This window comes from Aromatoleum evansii, assembly GCF_045689615.1.
In the GTDB taxonomy this organism is placed as follows: domain Bacteria; phylum Pseudomonadota; class Gammaproteobacteria; order Burkholderiales; family Rhodocyclaceae; genus Aromatoleum; species Aromatoleum evansii.
In genome coordinates this window covers 1,087,564-1,104,529 of record NZ_CP141259.1, presented here as the reverse complement: position 1 = coordinate 1,104,529, position 16,966 = coordinate 1,087,564, and the positions used below count along the sequence as shown (strand labels likewise).

Below are 16,966 nucleotides of genomic sequence, written 5' to 3'. Positions count from 1 at the left end.
CCCCAGCGGTAACGGTTCCCGCGCCGCAACACCCCGGCGCGGGCAACCGCCTCACTCCAGATCGGCGCCCTTGCTGACACGCCGCTGGCGCACCGCTTCGGCAAGGATTTCGAGCACGGTCACACTGTCCTCCCAGCCGATGCACGCATCGGTGATGCTCTTGCCGTACTCCAGCTCCTTGCCGGGCACCAGATCCTGACGCCCTTCCTTCAAGTGCGACTCGACCATCACGCCGATGATGCGATCCTCGCCCGCCGCCATCTGCACCCCGACGTCGCGTGCGACGTCGATCTGCAGGCGGTGCTGCTTGCGGCTGTTGGCGTGCGAGGCGTCGATCATGACCTTGCCCGGAACGCCCGAGGCGGCCAGCTCCTTGCATGCCGCGTCGACGCTCGCCGCATCGTAGTTGGGGGCCTTGCCGCCGCGCAGGATCACGTGGCAATCCTCGTTGCCCATCGTCGACACGATCGCCGAATGGCCGGCCTTGGTCACCGACAGGAAATGGTGCGGCGACTGCGCGGCCTTGATCGCATCGACGGCGATCCTGACGTTGCCGTCGGTGCCGTTCTTGAAGCCGACCGGGCACGACAGCCCGGATGCGAGCTCGCGGTGCACCTGACTCTCGGTCGTGCGCGCACCGATCGCCCCCCAGGAAATCAGGTCGCCGATGTACTGCGGCGTGATCATGTCGAGGAACTCGGTCCCGGCCGGCAGGCCCATCTCGTTGATCTCCCACAGCAGCTTGCGCGCGAGGCGCACGCCCTCGTTGATGCGGAAGCTGTTGTCGAGGAAAGGATCGTTGATCAGCCCCTTCCAGCCGACGGTCGTGCGCGGCTTCTCGAAATACACGCGCATGACGACGAGCAGCTCGTCCTTGAAGCGCGCAGCCTCCGCCTTCAGCTTGCGCCCGTATTCGAGCGCCGCATCGATGTCGTGGATCGAGCACGGGCCGATCACGACCAGCAGGCGGTCGTCGGCACCGAACAGAATGCGATGGATCGCCTGCCGTGCCTCGAACGCCACTTCCGCCGACTTCGGGGTCGCCGGATACTCGCGCAGCACGTGCGCGGGCGGCACCAGCTCCTTGATTTCCTTGATGCGGACGTCGTCGATGTGGATCTTGACTGAAGCGGACATGGCGAAAACTCTGCAGGATGGCTTTGGCAAGCGTTCGATTCTAGCCCAAGATGGGCGTCCGCCGCTGAGACGCGGCACCCAGCGATGCTCATCGGCGCCGGTTTTGCGTTTTGCAGTACCTCGGCCGGAATAAACTGCACACGCCGATTGTTCATGGCGTAACGAACCCCGAAGGGAGCAAGTATGAACAGCCGGCACTGCGCGAACGTCCCCCGCCAAGCCCCTGTCGGACGCACGGATCCGACCTGACACGATTCGCCGCCCGCATGTTCTCCGACGACGCCCTCCTCGCCGAAATCCCGCGCCTGCGCCGCTACGCGCGCGGCCTCACGGGCGACGCCGCACGGGCCGACGACCTCGTGCAGGACACGCTGGAGCGCGCGCTGCTGAAGGGGCGCCTATGGCGCCCGGGCAACCTGCGAGCCTGGCTGCTGACGATGATGCACAACGTGTTCGTGAACCAGTACCGCGCCTCGGGCGCCTTGGACTTCCGCCCCCCCGAAGACCTGCCCGAGGTCGCGGTACGCCCCCAGCAACTGGACGGCATCGAGCTGCGCGAACTGGAACGCGCCCTGCAGCAGCTGTCGCCCGAGCAGCGCGAGGTGCTGCTGCTCGTCACCCTGGAAGACATGAGCTACGAGGACACCGCCCGCATCCTCGGCACGCCCATCGGCACCGTCATGTCGCGCCTGTCGCGCGCGCGCGAGCGCCTGCGTCAGGTGCTCGCCGGGCAATCCGCCGTACCCGATTATCTGAAGGTTGTGAAATAGCCATGCCCCGCCCGATCTGCGAAGACGATCTGCATGCCTGGGTCGACCGGCGACTAGACGCCGCCCGCCGCGCCGAGGTCGACGCCTGGCTGGCCGAGGATCCGGCACGCGCGGCGCGCGTCGAGGGCTGGCGCTCGGACAGCGAAATACTGCATCGCGCCTATCAACCTCTCCTCGCCGAGCCGATCCCGGCACGCCTGCGTGCCACGCTCGAACGGCGCCGTCCCGCGCGGACCCTCCGCTTCGCCGCCGTTGCGGCGTGGATGACCATCGGCGCGCTTGCGGGCACGGGTGTCGGCTACCATCTGGGCCAATCCTCCGTCCCGGCTGGCGACGCCCTCGCGTCCCTGCCGCATCGTGCCGCGGTCGCCCATGCCGTGTACTCCCCCGAAGTACGTCACCCGGTCGAAGTCGGGGCGGACCAGGAACAGCATCTCGTCGCCTGGCTCACGAAACGCCTCGGCGCCCCGGTGAAACTTCCTGACCTGCGTGAACAGGGGTTCGCGCTGCTCGGCGGACGGCTGCTGCCGGCAACCGACGGCCCCAGCGCCCAGTTCATGTACGAGAACGACGGCGGCCGCCGCCTCACGCTCTACCTCAGCGTGCGCGACGACGGCGACGGCACGACGGCGTTCCGCTACGCGCAGCAGGGCGAAGTGGGCGTGTTCTACTGGGTGGATGGCCGCTTCGCCTATGCCCTGTCCGGCCAGTTCGGCCGCGAGACGCTGCTGCCGCTCGCGAACAGCGTCTATCACCAGATCTCTCCCTGACCGGAGCGCCGCGTCGAGCGGGTCAAATTCCCCGATCAGACGGAACTTCGGCATCATGCGGATGCCGAACGAGCAAGCTTTCACCCCACGACATCAGGCGATGCGAATCCTCAGGCCCAGCGACATCCTGCCATCCGAAATCACGCCGCGTGCCCTGTTCGAGGAGCGGCGGCGCTTCCTCCTCGGCGCCGGTGCGACGCTCGCCGCCGGGGCCGCGATGTGGACCGGACTGCCCGCCGACGCACGCGCCACGGCCGCGAAGCTTGGCCCGCTGGCACGCTCGCCGCTCAGCAGCGACGAGACCCAGACGCCGTACAAGTCGGTCACGACCTACAACAACTACTACGAATTCGGCACCGACAAGGAAGATCCCGCAGCGAACGCCGGCAAGCTGGCGGTGCGCCCATGGACGGTGCGCGTCGAGGGGCTTGTCGGCAAACCACGCAGCTTCGACATCGACGAACTACTCAAGCTCGCCCCCCTCGAGGAACGCATCTACCGCCTGCGCTGCGTCGAGGCGTGGTCGATGGTGATCCCCTGGGTCGGCTTCCCGCTGTCGGCACTGCTGAAACAGGTCGATCCGCAAGGCAGCGCCAAATACGTCGAGTTCGTCACCCACTACGACCCTAAGATCATGCTCCGCCGTCCGGTGCTCGACTGGCCCTACACCGAAGGCCTGCGCATGGACGAGGCCATGCACCCGCTGACGCTGCTCACGCTCGGGCTGTACGGCGAAGTGCTGCCGAACCAGAATGGCGCCCCGGTGCGCATCGTCGTGCCGTGGAAGTACGGCTTCAAGAGTGCCAAATCCATCGTCGCGATCCGCCTCGTCGAGAAGGAACCCCGCACCGCGTGGAACAAGGCCGCGCCGAGCGAATACGGCTTCTATTCGAACGTGAATCCGAACGTCGACCATCCACGCTGGAGCCAGGCCACCGAGCGGCGCCTCGGCGAGTTCCGCAAGCGCCCGACGCTGATGTTCAACGGCTATGCCGAGCAGGTCGCCAGCCTGTACCAGGGCATGGACTTGCGCAAATCCTTCTGACCCGCGTTCCGGCCCGCGCGCCGACCTGAATTCCGCCCCCGCCCGCCTCCATGACGAAGACTCCGTCCGCCACCCAGCTCACCGCAATCAAGGTCGCCCTGTTCGCGCTGTGCCTCGTGCCGGTCGCGCTCTACGTCCAGCGCTGGTTCGACGACGCCCTAGGCGCCAACCCCATCGAAGCGATCACGCGCGGCAGCGGCGACTGGACGCTGCGCTTCCTGCTCATCACGCTCGCCGTCACGCCGCTGCGCAAGCTGACCGGGCTCAACTGGCTACTGCGACTGCGCCGCATGCTGGGCCTGTTCGCATTCTTCTACGCCAGCCTGCACTTCACGACGTATTTCTGGCTCGACCAGTTCTTCGACCTGCAATCGATCGCCCACGACATCATGAAGCGCCCCTTCATCACCGTGGGGTTCTCGGCCTTCGCGCTACTGATCCCTCTCGCCCTCACGTCGAACAACTATGCGATCCGGCGCCTCGGCGGCCGCCGCTGGCAATCGCTGCACCGCTCGGTGTACGCGATCGGCATCCTCGCGATCGTGCATTACTGGTGGCTGGTAAAGGCGGACGTCCTCGAACCGATGATCTACGGCCTGATCCTCGCCGCCCTGCTGGGTCTGCGCGGCTGGTGGCGCGAGCAGGAACGCCGCCGCCAGATTGCCGCAAGCATGCCGCACCCGATGCCGGGCGCAAAGGTCATCCCGCTCGTCGCGAAGTCGCGCTAGGACTGCGAATCAGCCCTGCTTCGGGCGAATCGCATTCTTCGGCCGGAAGGCCTTGATCACCGCCTCGTCGGTCTCGACATAAGGTCCGCCGATCAGGTCGATGCAGTAGGGAATCGCCGCGAAAATACCGACGTGCGCGACCGAACCGTCGGCCGCACGCAGGCCTTCCAGCGTTTCGCGGATCGACTTCGGCTGCCCCGGCAGGTTCACGATCAGCGACTTGCCGCGGATCACCGCGACCTGGCGCGACAGGATCGCCGTCGGCACGAAGTTCAGGCTGATGCGCCGCATTTCCTCGCCGAAGCCGGGCATCTCCTTCTCGCCCACCGCGAGCGTCGCCTCCGGCGTCACGTCGCGTACCGCCGGTCCGGTGCCACCGGTCGTCAGGATCAGCGAGCAGCCCACGGTATCGACGAGATCGACCAGCGTGCGCTCGATCATCGGCCGTTCGTCCGGGATCAACCGCGTCTCCGCGCGCCACGGCGAAGTCAGCGCCCTAGCGAGCCAGTCCTTCAACGCCGGGATGCCCTGGTCCTCATAGGTCCCATCGGAAGCCCGGTCGCTGATCGAGACCAGGCCGATGGTGATTTCGTCGCTCATTGCGTCTCCTTCATTGCTTCCCGATCACTCATTCTTCGGCAGCGTCTTCAGCCGCAGCATCCGCTTCGCTACCATCGCCCGCCCCGGCGTCGAGATCGCGCAGGATACGAAAGATCTCGCGGAACGCGCGCGGCGGCTTGTTCAGCTCGCGCTCCTTGATCGCATTGCGGCGCAGCGTGCGCAGCTGCTGGAAGTCGGCCTCCGGCCACTGCTCGCCGATCGCCTGCAGCGTCTTCTCGTCCTCGATCAGATCGGCGCGCAGGCGCTCGAGGCGGTGCTGGCGTGCAATCTCTGCCTTCGAGATACCGTTGAAGACATCCAGCTGCGCCTGGATCGGCGCCGGATCGACGTTGCGCATCAGCTTGCCGACATATTGCATCTGGCGCCGGCGCCCTTCGTGGCTGGTGATGCGCTTGGCCTCGCGCACCGCATCGGCGAGCGAATCGGGCATCGGCACCTTCTTCAGCTGGTCCAGCGACAAGGCCACCAGCTGCTCGCCCAGATCCTGCAGCGCATGCATGTCGCGTTTGCGCTGGCTCTTGCTCGGCCGCTCCGGAAACCCCGAATCGTCGTCCGGCAGCATTTCGTCGTCGTGGGCGTGGCTCATGAAAAGTACAGTCGGTTGGAACGGGGTAAGATTATAGCCTTTGCTCAACGGTCTCCCGCCCATGTCCGATCAAGGCTTCTCCTTCCCCTCCGACCGCCTGCAGGAAATCGCCAGCGACGTCCTCAAGTTCGCGAAGAAACGCGGCGCGTCGGCCTGCGAAACGGACGTCTCGGAAGGCTTCGGCCAGTCCGCGACGGTGCGCAAGGGCGAAGTCGATACGATCGAGTACAACCGCGACAAGGGCATCGGCGTCACGGTGTATCTCGGCCAGCAGCGAGGCCACGCCAGCACCTCGGACTTCTCGAAGGCGGCCCTCAAGGCCACCGTCGACGCGGCGATCTCGATCGCACGCTTCACTGCGCCCGACCCCTGCGCAGGACTCGCAGATGCTGCGCTGATGGCGAAGGACTGCCCCGATCTCGACCTGCACCACCCCTGGCGCCCGAGCGTCGAGGACGCGATCACCGCCGCACGCCGCTGCGAGGATGCCGCCTTCGCCGTGAGCCCGAAGATCACGAACTCCGAAGGCGCCAGCGTCTCGACGCAGGAATCGCACTTCATCTCCGCCAACAGCAACGGCTTCATGGGCGGCTACGCCAGCTCGCGCCACAGCCTGTCCTGCTCGGTCATCGCCGGCGAGGGCGACGGCATGCAGCGCGAATACTGGTACGACACGCGCCGCGACGCCGCCGAACTGACGTCCGCCGAAGAAGTGGGCCGGCGCGCCGCCGAACGCGCGCTCGCGCGCCTCGGCGCGAAGAAGATCAAGACCTGCGAAGTGCCCGTGCTGTTCGACGCGACGCTCGCCGTCTCGCTGATCGGCAACTTCGTGTATGCGGTGAGCGGCGGCTCGCTGTACCGCAAGTCCTCGTTCCTGCTCGACAGCCTCGGCCAGCCGGTGTTCTCGCCCGTCGTGAACATCTCCGAGCGCCCGCACCTGCCCAAGGCCTTCGGCTCCAGCCCCTTCGACAGCGACGGCGTCGCGACGCACGACCGCGAAGTCGTCACCAACGGCGTCCTGCAGGGCTACTTCCTGTCGACCTACTCGGCGCGCAAGCTCGGCATGCAGACCACCGGCAACGCCGGCGGATCGCACAACCTCATCGTCAAGCCGGGCGACATGGACTTCGCCGCGCTGGTCAAGCACATGGACCGCGGCCTCGTCGTCACCGAACTCCTCGGCCAGGGCGTCAATTACGTCACCGGCGACTACTCGCGCGGCGCCGCCGGCTTCTGGGTCGAGAAGGGCAAGATCAAGCATGCCGTGGAAGAAATCACCATCGCCGGCAACCTGCGCGACATGTTCCGCAACATCGTCGCGATCGGCAACGACGCCCTGCCGCGCGGCGCGAAAATCTGCGGCTCGATCCTCATCGAACGCATGAAGATCGCCGGGCGCTGAACGTCCCGCTCCTCCGCCCTCACCGCAGCGCTGTGGCATTCCCGCCGCGCTGGGCTATGATCTCGGGCACGATCCGGTGCGACGGCCTCGCATCGGATCATCTCATCGTCATTGTCTCGGTTCCAGAACGGATAACAAGGAGAGATCGTGGAACGTCGCAAGTTTCTCAAAGGGGCCGGCCTTGCCGGCGTGCTCGCCAGCGGCACCGCGCCGGCCATCGTCCATGCGCAGGAAAATATCCGTTGGCGCCTCGCCTCAAGCTTCCCGAAGTCGACCGACACCCTGATCGGCGCCGCCGAGGTGTTCGCCAAGACCGTCTCCGAGCTCACGGGCGGGAAGTTCCAGGTCACCGTGCATGCAGCCGGCGAACTGGTTCCGGCCTTCGGCGTGGTCGACGCGATCCAGCAGGGCACGATCGAATGCGCCAACACCGCCCCCTACTATTTCTTCGGCAAGGATGAAGCCTTCGCCTTCGACTGCGCCATCCCCTTCGGCATGAACGAGCGCCAGCTCAACGCCTGGATGTTCGAAGGCAACGGCATGAAGCTGCTGCGCGAGTTCTACGCGCCGTACAACATCATCAGCTTCCCGATGGGCAACACCGGCGCGCAGATGGGCGGCTGGTTCCGCAAGGAGATCAAGTCGGTCGCCGACTTCAACGGCCTGAAGTTCCGTGTCGGCGGCTTCGGCGGCCGCGTGCTCGCCAAGCTCGGCGTGGTTTCGCAGAACATCCCCGCCGGCGAAATCTATTCGGCACTGGAAAAGGGCGCGCTCGACGCGACCGAATTCGTCGGCCCGCACGACGACCTCAAGCTCGGCCTGTACCGCGTCGCGCCCTACTACTACTACCCGGCATGGTGGGAAGGCAGCGCGCAGACCACGCTGTACGTCAGCGCCAAGGCCTTCAACGGGCTGTCGAAGGAATATCAGGCCGCCGTGCGCGCCGCCGCCGCCGAGTCGCACGTCATCACCCAGGCGCGCTACGACGCGCGCAATCCGCCCGCGCTCAAGCAACTGATCTCCGAAGGCGCCAAGCTCCGCCGCCTGCCCAAGGACGTGATGGATGCCGCTTTCAAGGCATCGCGCGAGGTCTATGCTGAGCTTAACGACAAGAACCCGAACTGGAAGAAGATCTACGACGACTACTCCCGCTTCATGAAGGAGCAGTACCAGTGGACGGCGATCGCCGAGAGCAGCTACGACCAGTACATGGCGGCACAGAAGCTCTGATCCGCCGGAGCATGGGGGGCGGACTGCAACAGTCCCCGCCCCCCGTTTTCGCGCGCCGCAACGCCGTCCCGTCAGCCGCATTGCCGTTTATTAGGGTTTTCCGCGGCTTTTTCGACCTAGTCCGAACGGGGTACTCTCCGCGCCATTACAACCAGCAACACCTCTGAGAGGAGACTTCTTGTGGAACGTCGCAAATTCCTGAAGAACGCCGGTCTGGCCGGAATCATTGCTGCCGGCACGGCTCCGGCGATCGTCGGCGCACAACAGGCCATCCGCTGGCGCCTTGCGTCGAGCTTCCCCAAATCGCTCGAGACCCTCTTCGGCGGCGCGGAAACCTTCGCCAAGAACGTCACCGAAGCGACGGGCGGCAAATTCACCGTCAGCGTGCATGCAGCAGGCGAACTCGTCCCCGCCTTCGGCGTCGTCGACGCGCTGCAGCAGGACACCATCGAGTGCGCGCACACCGCGCCCTACTATTTCTTCGGCAAGGACGAGACCTTCGCGCTCGACTGCGCCATCCCCTTCGGCATGAACGCACGCCAGATGGCCGGGTGGATGCATGAAGGCAACGGCATGAAGCTGCTGCGCGAATTCTATGCCCAGTTCAACATCGTGAACTTCATGATGGGCAACTCCGGCGCGCAGATGGGCGGCTGGTACCGCAAGGAAATCAAGTCGGTCGCCGACCTCAACGGCCTCAAGATCCGCATCGGCGGCTTCGCCGGCCGCGTCATCTCGAAGCTCGGCGCCGTGCCGCAAAACATCCCGGCGGGCGAGATCTACCAGGCGCTGGAAAAGGGCACCGTGGATGCCGCCGAATGGATCGGTCCCTACGACGACCTGCGCCTCGGCCTGCACAAGGTCGCCAAGAACTACTACTACCCGGCATGGTGGGAAGGCAGCACGCAATTCTCGCTGCTCGTCAATGCCAAGGCGTTCAACGGCCTGTCGAAGGAATACCAGTCCATCGTGCGCCAGGCCGCCTCCGACGCCCACATCGAGGTGCTCGCCCGCTACGACGCCCGCAACCCGACGTCGCTCAAGCAACTCATCGCGGAAGGCGCCAAGCTCCAGCGCCTGCCCAAGGACGTCATGGACGCGGCCTTCAAGGCCTCGCGCGAAGTCTATGCCGAGCTGAACAGCAAGAACCCGGCCTGGAAGAAGGTCTACGCCGACTACTCGCGCTTCCTCGCCGACGCCTACCAGTGGCAGGGCATCGCCGAAGGCAGCTTCGACCAGTACATGGCGGCACAGAAGCTTTAAGCAGCACCCCGGACGGCCCGCTTCGGCGGGCCGTTTCCAATTCCGCCGCCGCCCGCTGCGACGCTGCAGCGGAACGGCGACGGGCAGGACCCCGCGGGCCCTGCACTTGTGTTTCCCCACGTTTCAGGCACACACCCCATGGGAACTCTACTCAAGCTCTCACAAACCATCGACGCAGTCGGGCGCCTGATCGGCCGGACCGTCATCTGGTTCATCTTCGCCACGGCGGTGATCAGCGCGTTGAACGCGGTAGCTCGCAAGGCATTCAACGTCGGCTCGAACGCCTTCCTCGAGATCCAGTGGTATCTGTTCGCGGCCGTGTTCATGCTCGGCGCGGGCTATGCGTTCCTGCAAAACGCCCATGTACGCATCGACGTCGTCGCTGGAAAACTCGGTGCGCGCACACGCAACATCATCGACATCATCGGCATCATCGTCTTCCTGCTGCCGCTGTGCTACTTCATGATCAGTTTCTCGTGGCCGGTCGTGCACGGCGCCTGGGTATCCGGTGAAATGTCCTCCAACGCGGGCGGCCTCATCCGTTGGCCGGTCTATGCGCTGGTCCCGGCCGGATTCGGCCTCCTCGCCCTGCAGGCAATCTCCGAACTCATCAAGCGCATTGCCTTCCTGACCGGCAAGGGCCCCGATTGCCTCGCCCACGACACGCATAACGACGCCGAGGAACACATCCACGCCGCCGTCGGCGACACGACCCCGAACAACGCAGCCGGCGAGTCCCAAAAATGATCGAATTCGTCACCGCCAACATCGCCCCGATCATGTTCGGGGTGATCATCTTCTTCCTCCTGTCCGGCTTTCCGGTCGCCTTCTCGCTGTCGGCCTGCGGCCTGTTCTTCGGTTTCGTCGGCCTCGAACTGGGCATCATCCCATCCACCCTGTTCCAGGCCCTGCCGCTGCGCGTGTTCGGCATCATGCAGAACGACACGCTGCTGGCGATTCCCTTCTTCACGCTGATGGGGCTCGTGCTCGAACGAAGCGGCATGGCCGAAGACCTGCTCGAGACCGTCGGCCAGGTCTTCGGTCCGGTGCGCGGCGGACTCGCCCTCGCGGTCATCTTCGTCGGCGCGCTGCTCGCGGCCACCACCGGCGTCGTAGCCGCCTCGGTGATCTCGATGGGCCTGATCTCGCTGCCGATCATGCTGCGCTACGGCTACAGCCGCCCGATCGCAGCCGGCGTCATCACCGCCTCCGGCACGCTGGCCCAGGCCATACCGCCCTCCCTCGTCCTCATCGTCATGGCCGACCAGCTCGGCCGCAGCGTCGGCGACATGTACAAGGGCGCGATGATCCCCGCGCTGGCGCTGGTCGGCCTGTACGCCCTGTTCATCATCGGCCTGGCGATCTTCAAGCCCAAGATGGTTCCCGCCCTGCCGCCCGAAGCGCTCGCCTACCGTGAACCCGACGGCAGCTCCGGCCTGCGCTCGCTCGGCGTCCTCGCGCTGCTCGTCACCGCCGCATCGGTCATCCTCGGCCAGAACTACGGCGCCCTGCTGACCTGGATGAAGGGCCCCGACGTCATTGCGCCGGCGCTCGACGAAGTGATCGTCGTAGCGCTGACCTTCGGCACGATCTTCGCGCTCGTTCTCGCCCTTATCAACAAGGGGCTCAAGCTCGGTCTCCTCTCGCGCATCGCCGAGCGCGTCACCTTCGTGCTGATCCCGCCGCTGATCCTGATCTTCCTCGTCCTCGGCACGATCTTCCTCGGTGTTGCGACGCCGACCGAAGGCGGCGCGATGGGTGCGGTCGGTGCGATGATCATGGCTGCTTCGCGCAAGCGCCTCGACTTCAAGACCCTGGTGCAGGCGCTCGAATCGACCTCGCGGCTGTCGATCTTCGTGCTCTTCATCCTCGTCGGCTCGACGATCTTCAGCTTCGTGTTCACGGCCGTCGATGGCCAGATCTGGGTCGAGCACCTGTTCGACCGACTGCCGGGCGGCCAACTCGGCTTCCTGCTGTTCGTGAACACGGTGATCTTCTTCCTCGGCTGCTTCATCGACTTCTTCGAGATCGCGTTCATCCTCATGCCGCTGCTCGGACCGGTCGCCGACAAGATGGGCATCGACCTGATCTGGTTCGGCGTCATCATCGCGATGAACCTGCAGACCTCGTTCCTCACGCCGCCGTTCGGCTTCGCGCTGTTCTACCTGCGCAGCGTCGCACCGGCGAACGCCTACCTCGACCGCATCACCAACAAGCGCATCGAGGGATTCAAGACCGGCGACATCTACCGCGGCTCGGTGGCCTTCGTGATCATCCAGATCGCCATGGTTGCCCTGATCATTGCCTTCCCCGAACTCGTGACGGGCGGTCTGGACGAGAAGACGAACGTCGACCTCGACACCATCCAGATCCAGCAGCCGCAGGGCGATGGCGGATGGGGCGAGAGCGGCGGAGGCGCATGGAAGTGAAGCCCACTCGCCTGTGCCTGGTTCGGCACGGCGAAACCGCCTGGAATGCCGAATCGCGGCTGCAGGGGCACCTCGACGTGCCCCTCAACCGCACCGGCGAGGCCCAGGCTGCGGCCACCGCAGCCGGCCTCGCCACCGTGCATTTCGCCGCTGTGTACAGCAGCGACCTGCAGCGCGCGCGCCAGACGGCCGCCGCCATCACCCGCGATCGCGCAGCCGCAGTCGAATTCCACGACCACCTGCGCGAGCGCAACTACGGCGCCTTCCAGGGACTCACCTACGCCGAGGCTGCGGCCCGCTTCCCCGACGACTATCTCCGCTTCAAGCAGCGCGACCCGCATTTCACCTTCCCCGGCGGCGGCGAAAGCCTGGCCGCGTTCGCGGGCCGCGTCGAGGCCCTGCTCGCCGACCTCGCAGCAAGTCATCGCGGCGAGCAGATCCTCGTTGTCACGCACGGCGGCGTGCTCGACGTCGTCCACCGGCTCGCCGCCGGCAAGGCACTCGAAGCCCCGCGCGACTTCGCCATCCCGAACGCCGCGCTCAATTGGATCGAATACGACGGCACGCGCTGGCATCTGGTGAGCTGGGCCGACAAGCGCCACCTCGAAAGCACGCGCGACGAGCTGCCGAACGCCTGACGCCGGGCTTCGCGCCTCACGCTGCGCCACCGCAGGCTGCGCCGGGATGCGTTTCATGCGCACTCCCCGTGCGTGCTAATATCCGCCTTTAATCACCCCTTCGAGACCGTTTCATGTTCTCTGCGCAAGACACCCTCGCCAAGGTCGATCCGGAACTGTGGGCCGCAATCCAGTCCGAAAACCGCCGTCAGGAAGACCACATCGAACTCATCGCCTCGGAAAACTACGTTTCCAACGCAGTGATGGAAGCGCAGGGTTCCCAGCTGACCAACAAGTACGCCGAAGGCTACCCGGGCAAGCGCTACTACGGCGGCTGCGAGCACGTCGACGTCGTCGAGCAGGTCGCGATCGACCGCCTCAAGAAGCTCTTCGGCGCCGACGCCGCGAACGTCCAGGCGAACTCCGGCTCGCAGGCCAACCAGGCCGTGCTGATGGCCTTCGCCAAGCCCGGCGACACCATCATGGGCATGAGCCTCGCCGAAGGCGGCCACCTCACCCACGGCATGCCGCTGAACATGTCGGGCAAGTGGTTCAACGTCGTCGCCTACGGCCTGAACGAGAAGGAAGAGATCGACTACGACCAGATGGAGCGCCTCGCCCGCGAGCACAAGCCGCGCATCATCGTCGCCGGCGCCTCCGCCTACTCGCTGCGCATCGACTTCGAACGCTTCGCCAAGGTCGCGAAGGAAATCGGCGCGATCTTCTGGGTCGACATGGCCCACTACGCCGGCCTGATCGCCGCAGGCTACTACCCGAACCCGGTGCCGCACGCCGACGTCGTCACGTCGACCACGCACAAGACGCTGCGCGGCCCGCGCGGCGGCATCATCCTGATGAAGGCCGAGCACGAGAAGGCCATCAACTCCGCGATCTTCCCCGGCCTGCAGGGCGGCCCGCTCATGCACGTCATCGCCGGCAAGGCCGTTGCCTTCAAGGAAGCGCTGAGCCCGCAGTTCCGCAACTACCAGGAACAGGTCATCGCCAACGCCCGCGTGATGGCGCGCGTGCTCGGCGAGGAGCGCGGCCTGCGCATCGTCTCCGGCCGCACCGAGAGCCACGTGTTCCTCGTCGACCTGCGCGCCAAGAACATCACCGGCAAGGCCGCCGAGGCCGCGCTGGGCGCCGCCCACATCACCGTCAACAAGAACGCGATCCCCAAGGATCCCGAGAAGCCCTTCGTCACCTCCGGCATCCGCATCGGCTCGCCGGCGATGACCACGCGCGGCTTCACCGAGATCGAAGCGGAGCAGATCGCGCACCTGATCGCCGACGTCCTCGACGCCCCCGAGGACGAAGCCGTCCTCACCCGCGTGCGCGGCAAGGTCGCCGAGCTGTGCGCGAAGCACCCGGTGTATGGAAAGTAATCCGCGGACGACCAGTCCTGCGTGAACAACCGGGGTGTGCCGTCCTTGCACGGCACACCCCGTTTTTTTGTGCGAGTTGAGAAAGGCCGACACACACCATGAAGTGTCCGTTCTGCGGCGACCCCAACACTCAGGTTACCGACACGCGCGAGAACGAAGACGGCGAGGTCGTCCGTCGCCGGCGCCGCTGCGCCCACTGCGACAAGCGCTTCACGACCTACGAGCGCATCGACCTCAAGATGCCGCACATCATCAAGCGCAACGGCATGCGCACGGAATTCGACCACGACAAGCTCACGAGCAGCCTGAAGCTCGCGCTGCGCAAGCGCCCCGTCACCCTGGAAGCCCTCGAAGCCTCCGTCGACCGCATCGAGGCAAAGCTCCTGTCGATGGGCGAAACGGAAGTCCCGAGCGAGAAGATCGGCGAGCTCGTGATGAAGGAGCTCAAGAAGCTCGACAAGGTCGCCTACATCCGCTTCGCGTCGGTGTATCGCAATTTCGCTGACGTCGACGAATTCTCCGAAGTGATCCGCGAGGTGCAGACGCGCCCGAAGCGCGCGCGCAAGGAAAACTCCGACCCCGCCGGTGCCGAGAATGACCTTTTCGGCAACTGACCACCGCGCGATGGCCCGTGCGCTGCAACTCGCTGCGCGCGGCCTGGAGACCACCACGCCGAACCCGCGGGTCGGCTGCGTGCTGATGCGCGACGGCGAGATCGTCGGCGAGGGCTGGCACCGGCGCGCCGGCGAGGCGCATGCCGAGATCGAGGCCCTCAAGGTCGCCGGCGGCGCGGCACGCGGCGCGACCGCCTATGTGACCCTCGAGCCCTGCGCCCACCACGGCCGCACGCCCCCATGCGCCGAGGCGCTGATCAGCGCCGGCATCGCGCGGGTCGTCGCGGCGATGGAGGATCCCAACCCCCTCGTCGCCGGCCGCGGCATCGCAATGCTGCACGCAGCCGGCATCGCGGCGAGCAGCGGCCTGATGGCGGACGAGGCACGCGAACTGAACATCGGCTTCATTTCGCGCATGACGCGCGGACGCCCCTGGCTGCGCCTCAAGGCCGCGAGCACCCTGGACGGCAAGACTGCGCTCAACAACGGCGTCAGCCAATGGATCACCGGCGAGGCAGCCCGGCGCGACGGCCATTGCTGGCGGGCGCGCGCGTGCGCGGTGCTCACGGGCATCGGTACGGTGCGCGGGGACGACCCGCAGCTCAACGTGCGCGCGGTGCCCTGCGAACGCCAACCGCAGCGCGTGCTCATCGACGCGCGGCTGGAGGTGCCGCTCTCGGCCAAAATCCTGCAGGGCGGGCAGTGCCTCGTCGCGGCCGCCTTCGCGGACGAGCGCAAGATCGCCGCGCTCGCCGAGCGCGGCGTCGAGGTCGTCGTGCTACCGGACGCCGCCGGGAAGGTGGATCTGCCGGCCCTGATGCTGGAGCTCGGGCGGCGCGGCTGCAACGAAGTCCACGCCGAAGCCGGCTTCAAGCTCAACGGCTCCCTGCTGCGCGAAGGCTGCGTCGACGAGATCCTGCTTTACATGGCGCCCATGCTCGTCGGCGACGCCGCACAGGGGCTGTTCAACCTCCCCGAACTCGCCACCCTCGACAAGGCAGTGCGGCTCGACATGCGCGACGTGCGCCGCATCGGCAACGACCTGCGGATCATCGCCCGCCCACGCGCGGACTGACCGGAGTCGCGTTCAGGCTTCGCCGCGGCCGGCGCACACTGCACAGCCGGGATCCCGTCCCAGCGTCACGCTGCGCCATTCCATGCCGAGGCCGTCGAGCAGCAGCAGCCGGCCATCCAGCGTAGTGCCGCAGCCGACCAGCAGCTTCAGCGCCTCGGCCGCCTGGGTCGCGCCGATGATGCCAGTGAGCGGTGCGAACACCCCCATCACCGCGCAGCGGATCTCCTCCACTTCCTGCCCCTCGGGGAACAGGCAGTGGTAGCACGGGCTCTCCGCCTGGCGCAGATCGAAGACCGAGACCTGGCCGTCGAAGCGGATCGCTGCTCCCGACACCAGCGGCTTGCGATGACGCACGCACGCGCGGTTGATCGCGTGGCGCGTGGCGAAGTTGTCCGAGCAGTCGAGCACCACGTCGGCGGCGGCCACCTGCGCCTCGAGGGCATCCCCCTCCAGCCGCTCGGCCACCGTTTCCACGCGGGCAAACGGATTTAGGCGCAGCAGCGTATCGCGCCCCGATTCGACCTTCAGACGCCCCACGCCCTCGGCGCTGTGCAGGATCTGGCGCTGCAGGTTGGTGAGATCCACCGTGTCGCCGTCGCACAGGACCAGCGTACCGACCCCTGCCGCAGCGAGATACATCGCCGCCGGCGAGCCGAGGCCGCCCGCCCCGACGACGAGCACGCGTGCGGCAAGAATCGCCTCCTGGCCTTCGACACCGATTTCGGGCAGCAGGATGTGGCGGCTGTAGCGGAGAAGCTGATCGTCATTCATCGGCAAAAAGGTCCACACGGTGCCGGCCTCAGCGCCGGCACATCAACGCCCTGAGCGAACGGGCTCACTTGTATTCGCGGAATTCCGGCGGCGTATCGTCGTGATCGCCGTGGAGGTGGTGTTCATACACCTTCACGTAGACCTCGTTCGACTTCTTCAGCAGTCGCTCGGGCGACTCGACGTTGTGCCGCTGCGTTTCCTCGCAGAAGTACACGACGGCGCGCGTCAGTTTCACGTAGAGCGAGTTGTCGAGGTGGAAGCCCGCATCGCGCAGCGCATCCTCCAGCACCTCGAGCGAGAGCTCGAGGACCGAATAGGAAACGACGATGGAATGCGGACGCTCACCGTGGGGGGCGGCATGCAGCCCCTTCAACAGGCGCAGCGAGCGCAGCGCCTGCTCCGCCTGGCGCGGCGGGTACTCGGAGAAGCGGATCTCCCGCTCCTTGAACAGCCCTGCCGCCGCCACGGGATGCTCATGATGACGGCCGGCCAGTTTGTAGGCGGTTTCTCTGCGCATCCCTGC

18 protein-coding genes are annotated in these 16,966 nt (G+C 66.3%); 13 read left to right on the top strand and 5 right to left on the bottom strand.

Annotated features, from left to right (window positions below):
• Positions 1-51: 51 nt before the first annotated feature.
• Positions 52-1,137: a 3-deoxy-7-phosphoheptulonate synthase AroG gene (gene aroG / locus U5817_RS04965; protein WP_169128503.1), complete on the bottom strand. Its 1,086-nt coding sequence runs from the start codon at positions 1,135-1,137 to the stop codon at positions 52-54.
• Positions 1,138-1,403: 266 nt separating this feature from the next.
• On the opposite strand from aroG, the gene U5817_RS04960 reads away from it, so the two are divergent.
• The 4 genes from U5817_RS04960 to U5817_RS04945 all read left to right on the top strand — a co-directional run bounded on the left by U5817_RS04960 (position 1,404) and on the right by U5817_RS04945 (position 4,450).
• Positions 1,404-1,907, top strand: a complete 504-nt coding sequence (locus U5817_RS04960) for a sigma-70 family RNA polymerase sigma factor (RefSeq protein ID WP_169128504.1) — start codon at positions 1,404-1,406, stop codon at positions 1,905-1,907.
• Between the two features lie 2 nt (positions 1,908-1,909).
• Complete coding sequence (locus U5817_RS04955) at positions 1,910-2,677, top strand: anti-sigma factor (RefSeq protein ID WP_169128505.1); 768 nt, start codon at positions 1,910-1,912, stop codon at positions 2,675-2,677.
• 100 nt (positions 2,678-2,777) lie between these two features.
• Positions 2,778-3,722, top strand: a complete 945-nt coding sequence (msrP, locus tag U5817_RS04950) for a protein-methionine-sulfoxide reductase catalytic subunit MsrP (RefSeq protein WP_407279903.1) — start codon at positions 2,778-2,780, stop codon at positions 3,720-3,722.
• 50 nt (positions 3,723-3,772) lie between these two features.
• Entirely contained in the window at positions 3,773-4,450 is a 678-nt protein-coding gene (locus U5817_RS04945) for a sulfite oxidase heme-binding subunit YedZ (protein WP_169128507.1), read from the top strand.
• Between the two features lie 9 nt (positions 4,451-4,459).
• On the opposite strand, the gene mog is transcribed toward U5817_RS04945, so the two are convergent.
• Both mog and yjgA read right to left on the bottom strand, forming a co-directional pair.
• The gene (gene mog / locus U5817_RS04940; RefSeq protein WP_169128509.1) at positions 4,460-5,050 is read right to left on the bottom strand and encodes a molybdopterin adenylyltransferase; all 591 of its coding nucleotides are present in this window, start codon (positions 5,048-5,050) and stop codon (positions 4,460-4,462) included.
• A 28-nt stretch (positions 5,051-5,078) separates the two neighbouring features.
• Positions 5,079-5,657, bottom strand: coding sequence for a ribosome biogenesis factor YjgA (gene yjgA / locus U5817_RS04935; RefSeq protein WP_407279902.1), 579 nt, complete (start codon positions 5,655-5,657; stop codon positions 5,079-5,081).
• 61 nt (positions 5,658-5,718) lie between these two features.
• Here yjgA and pmbA point away from each other — a divergent pair, with 61 nt between their 5' ends.
• The 9 genes from pmbA (at position 5,719) to ribD (ending at position 15,672) form a co-directional block, all read left to right on the top strand.
• On the top strand, positions 5,719-7,059 hold the full coding sequence (pmbA, locus tag U5817_RS04930) for a metalloprotease PmbA (RefSeq protein ID WP_407279901.1): 1,341 nt from the start codon (positions 5,719-5,721) through the stop codon (positions 7,057-7,059).
• A gap of 147 nt (positions 7,060-7,206) precedes the next feature.
• Positions 7,207-8,289 carry a twin-arginine translocation signal domain-containing protein gene (locus U5817_RS04925; RefSeq protein ID WP_169128515.1) on the top strand — a complete coding sequence of 361 codons (1,083 nt, stop codon included), beginning with the start codon at positions 7,207-7,209 and terminating at the stop codon, positions 8,287-8,289.
• Positions 8,290-8,469: 180 nt separating this feature from the next.
• A complete protein-coding gene (locus U5817_RS04920) occupies positions 8,470-9,552 on the top strand; it encodes a TRAP transporter substrate-binding protein DctP (RefSeq protein ID WP_169128517.1) in 1,083 nt (360 codons plus the stop codon).
• Positions 9,553-9,690: 138 nt separating this feature from the next.
• Positions 9,691-10,299, top strand: coding sequence for a TRAP transporter small permease subunit (locus U5817_RS04915; RefSeq protein WP_407279900.1), 609 nt, complete (start codon positions 9,691-9,693; stop codon positions 10,297-10,299).
• Positions 10,296-11,981: a TRAP transporter large permease subunit gene (locus U5817_RS04910; protein ID WP_407279899.1), complete on the top strand. Its 1,686-nt coding sequence runs from the start codon at positions 10,296-10,298 to the stop codon at positions 11,979-11,981. The genes U5817_RS04915 and U5817_RS04910 overlap by 4 nt, the downstream gene beginning before the upstream one ends.
• Positions 11,972-12,619, top strand: a complete 648-nt coding sequence (locus tag U5817_RS04905; protein ID WP_407279898.1) for a histidine phosphatase family protein — start codon at positions 11,972-11,974, stop codon at positions 12,617-12,619. The genes U5817_RS04910 and U5817_RS04905 overlap by 10 nt, the downstream gene beginning before the upstream one ends.
• A gap of 113 nt (positions 12,620-12,732) precedes the next feature.
• Positions 12,733-13,983 carry a serine hydroxymethyltransferase gene (glyA, locus tag U5817_RS04900; RefSeq protein ID WP_169128525.1) on the top strand — a complete coding sequence of 417 codons (1,251 nt, stop codon included), beginning with the start codon at positions 12,733-12,735 and terminating at the stop codon, positions 13,981-13,983.
• A 98-nt stretch (positions 13,984-14,081) separates the two neighbouring features.
• On the top strand, positions 14,082-14,597 hold the full coding sequence (gene nrdR / locus U5817_RS04895) for a transcriptional regulator NrdR (RefSeq protein ID WP_169128527.1): 516 nt from the start codon (positions 14,082-14,084) through the stop codon (positions 14,595-14,597).
• Positions 14,578-15,672 (top strand): bifunctional diaminohydroxyphosphoribosylaminopyrimidine deaminase/5-amino-6-(5-phosphoribosylamino)uracil reductase RibD, encoded by a 1,095-nt coding sequence (ribD, locus tag U5817_RS04890; protein ID WP_407279897.1) that lies wholly within the window; start codon positions 14,578-14,580, stop codon positions 15,670-15,672. The genes nrdR and ribD overlap by 20 nt, the downstream gene beginning before the upstream one ends.
• A gap of 12 nt (positions 15,673-15,684) precedes the next feature.
• On the opposite strand, the gene U5817_RS04885 is transcribed toward ribD, so the two are convergent.
• Positions 15,685-16,443 carry a molybdopterin-synthase adenylyltransferase MoeB gene (locus U5817_RS04885; protein ID WP_169128531.1) on the bottom strand — a complete coding sequence of 253 codons (759 nt, stop codon included), beginning with the start codon at positions 16,441-16,443 and terminating at the stop codon, positions 15,685-15,687.
• A gap of 64 nt (positions 16,444-16,507) precedes the next feature.
• Positions 16,508-16,960: a hypothetical protein gene (locus U5817_RS04880; RefSeq protein WP_407279896.1), complete on the bottom strand. Its 453-nt coding sequence runs from the start codon at positions 16,958-16,960 to the stop codon at positions 16,508-16,510.
• Positions 16,961-16,966 lie beyond the last annotated feature (6 nt).

Coding starts and splice junctions, on each gene's coding strand:
- mog (WP_169128509.1), bottom strand. CDS start 5,050: ATGAGCGACGAAATCACCATCGGCCTGGTCTCGATCAGCGACCGGGCT.
- U5817_RS04955 (WP_169128505.1), top strand. CDS start 1,910: ATGCCCCGCCCGATCTGCGAAGACGATCTGCATGCCTGGGTCGACCGG.
- ribD (WP_407279897.1), top strand. CDS start 14,578: ATGACCTTTTCGGCAACTGACCACCGCGCGATGGCCCGTGCGCTGCAA.
- U5817_RS04960 (WP_169128504.1), top strand. CDS start 1,404: ATGTTCTCCGACGACGCCCTCCTCGCCGAAATCCCGCGCCTGCGCCGC.
- aroG (WP_169128503.1), bottom strand. CDS start 1,137: ATGTCCGCTTCAGTCAAGATCCACATCGACGACGTCCGCATCAAGGAA.
- msrP (WP_407279903.1), top strand. CDS start 2,778: ATGCGAATCCTCAGGCCCAGCGACATCCTGCCATCCGAAATCACGCCG.
- U5817_RS04880 (WP_407279896.1), bottom strand. CDS start 16,960: ATGCGCAGAGAAACCGCCTACAAACTGGCCGGCCGTCATCATGAGCAT.
- glyA (WP_169128525.1), top strand. CDS start 12,733: ATGTTCTCTGCGCAAGACACCCTCGCCAAGGTCGATCCGGAACTGTGG.
- U5817_RS04945 (WP_169128507.1), top strand. CDS start 3,773: ATGACGAAGACTCCGTCCGCCACCCAGCTCACCGCAATCAAGGTCGCC.
- pmbA (WP_407279901.1), top strand. CDS start 5,719: ATGTCCGATCAAGGCTTCTCCTTCCCCTCCGACCGCCTGCAGGAAATC.
- U5817_RS04910 (WP_407279899.1), top strand. CDS start 10,296: ATGATCGAATTCGTCACCGCCAACATCGCCCCGATCATGTTCGGGGTG.
- U5817_RS04885 (WP_169128531.1), bottom strand. CDS start 16,443: ATGAATGACGATCAGCTTCTCCGCTACAGCCGCCACATCCTGCTGCCC.
- nrdR (WP_169128527.1), top strand. CDS start 14,082: ATGAAGTGTCCGTTCTGCGGCGACCCCAACACTCAGGTTACCGACACG.
- U5817_RS04915 (WP_407279900.1), top strand. CDS start 9,691: ATGGGAACTCTACTCAAGCTCTCACAAACCATCGACGCAGTCGGGCGC.
- U5817_RS04905 (WP_407279898.1), top strand. CDS start 11,972: ATGGAAGTGAAGCCCACTCGCCTGTGCCTGGTTCGGCACGGCGAAACC.
- yjgA (WP_407279902.1), bottom strand. CDS start 5,657: ATGAGCCACGCCCACGACGACGAAATGCTGCCGGACGACGATTCGGGG.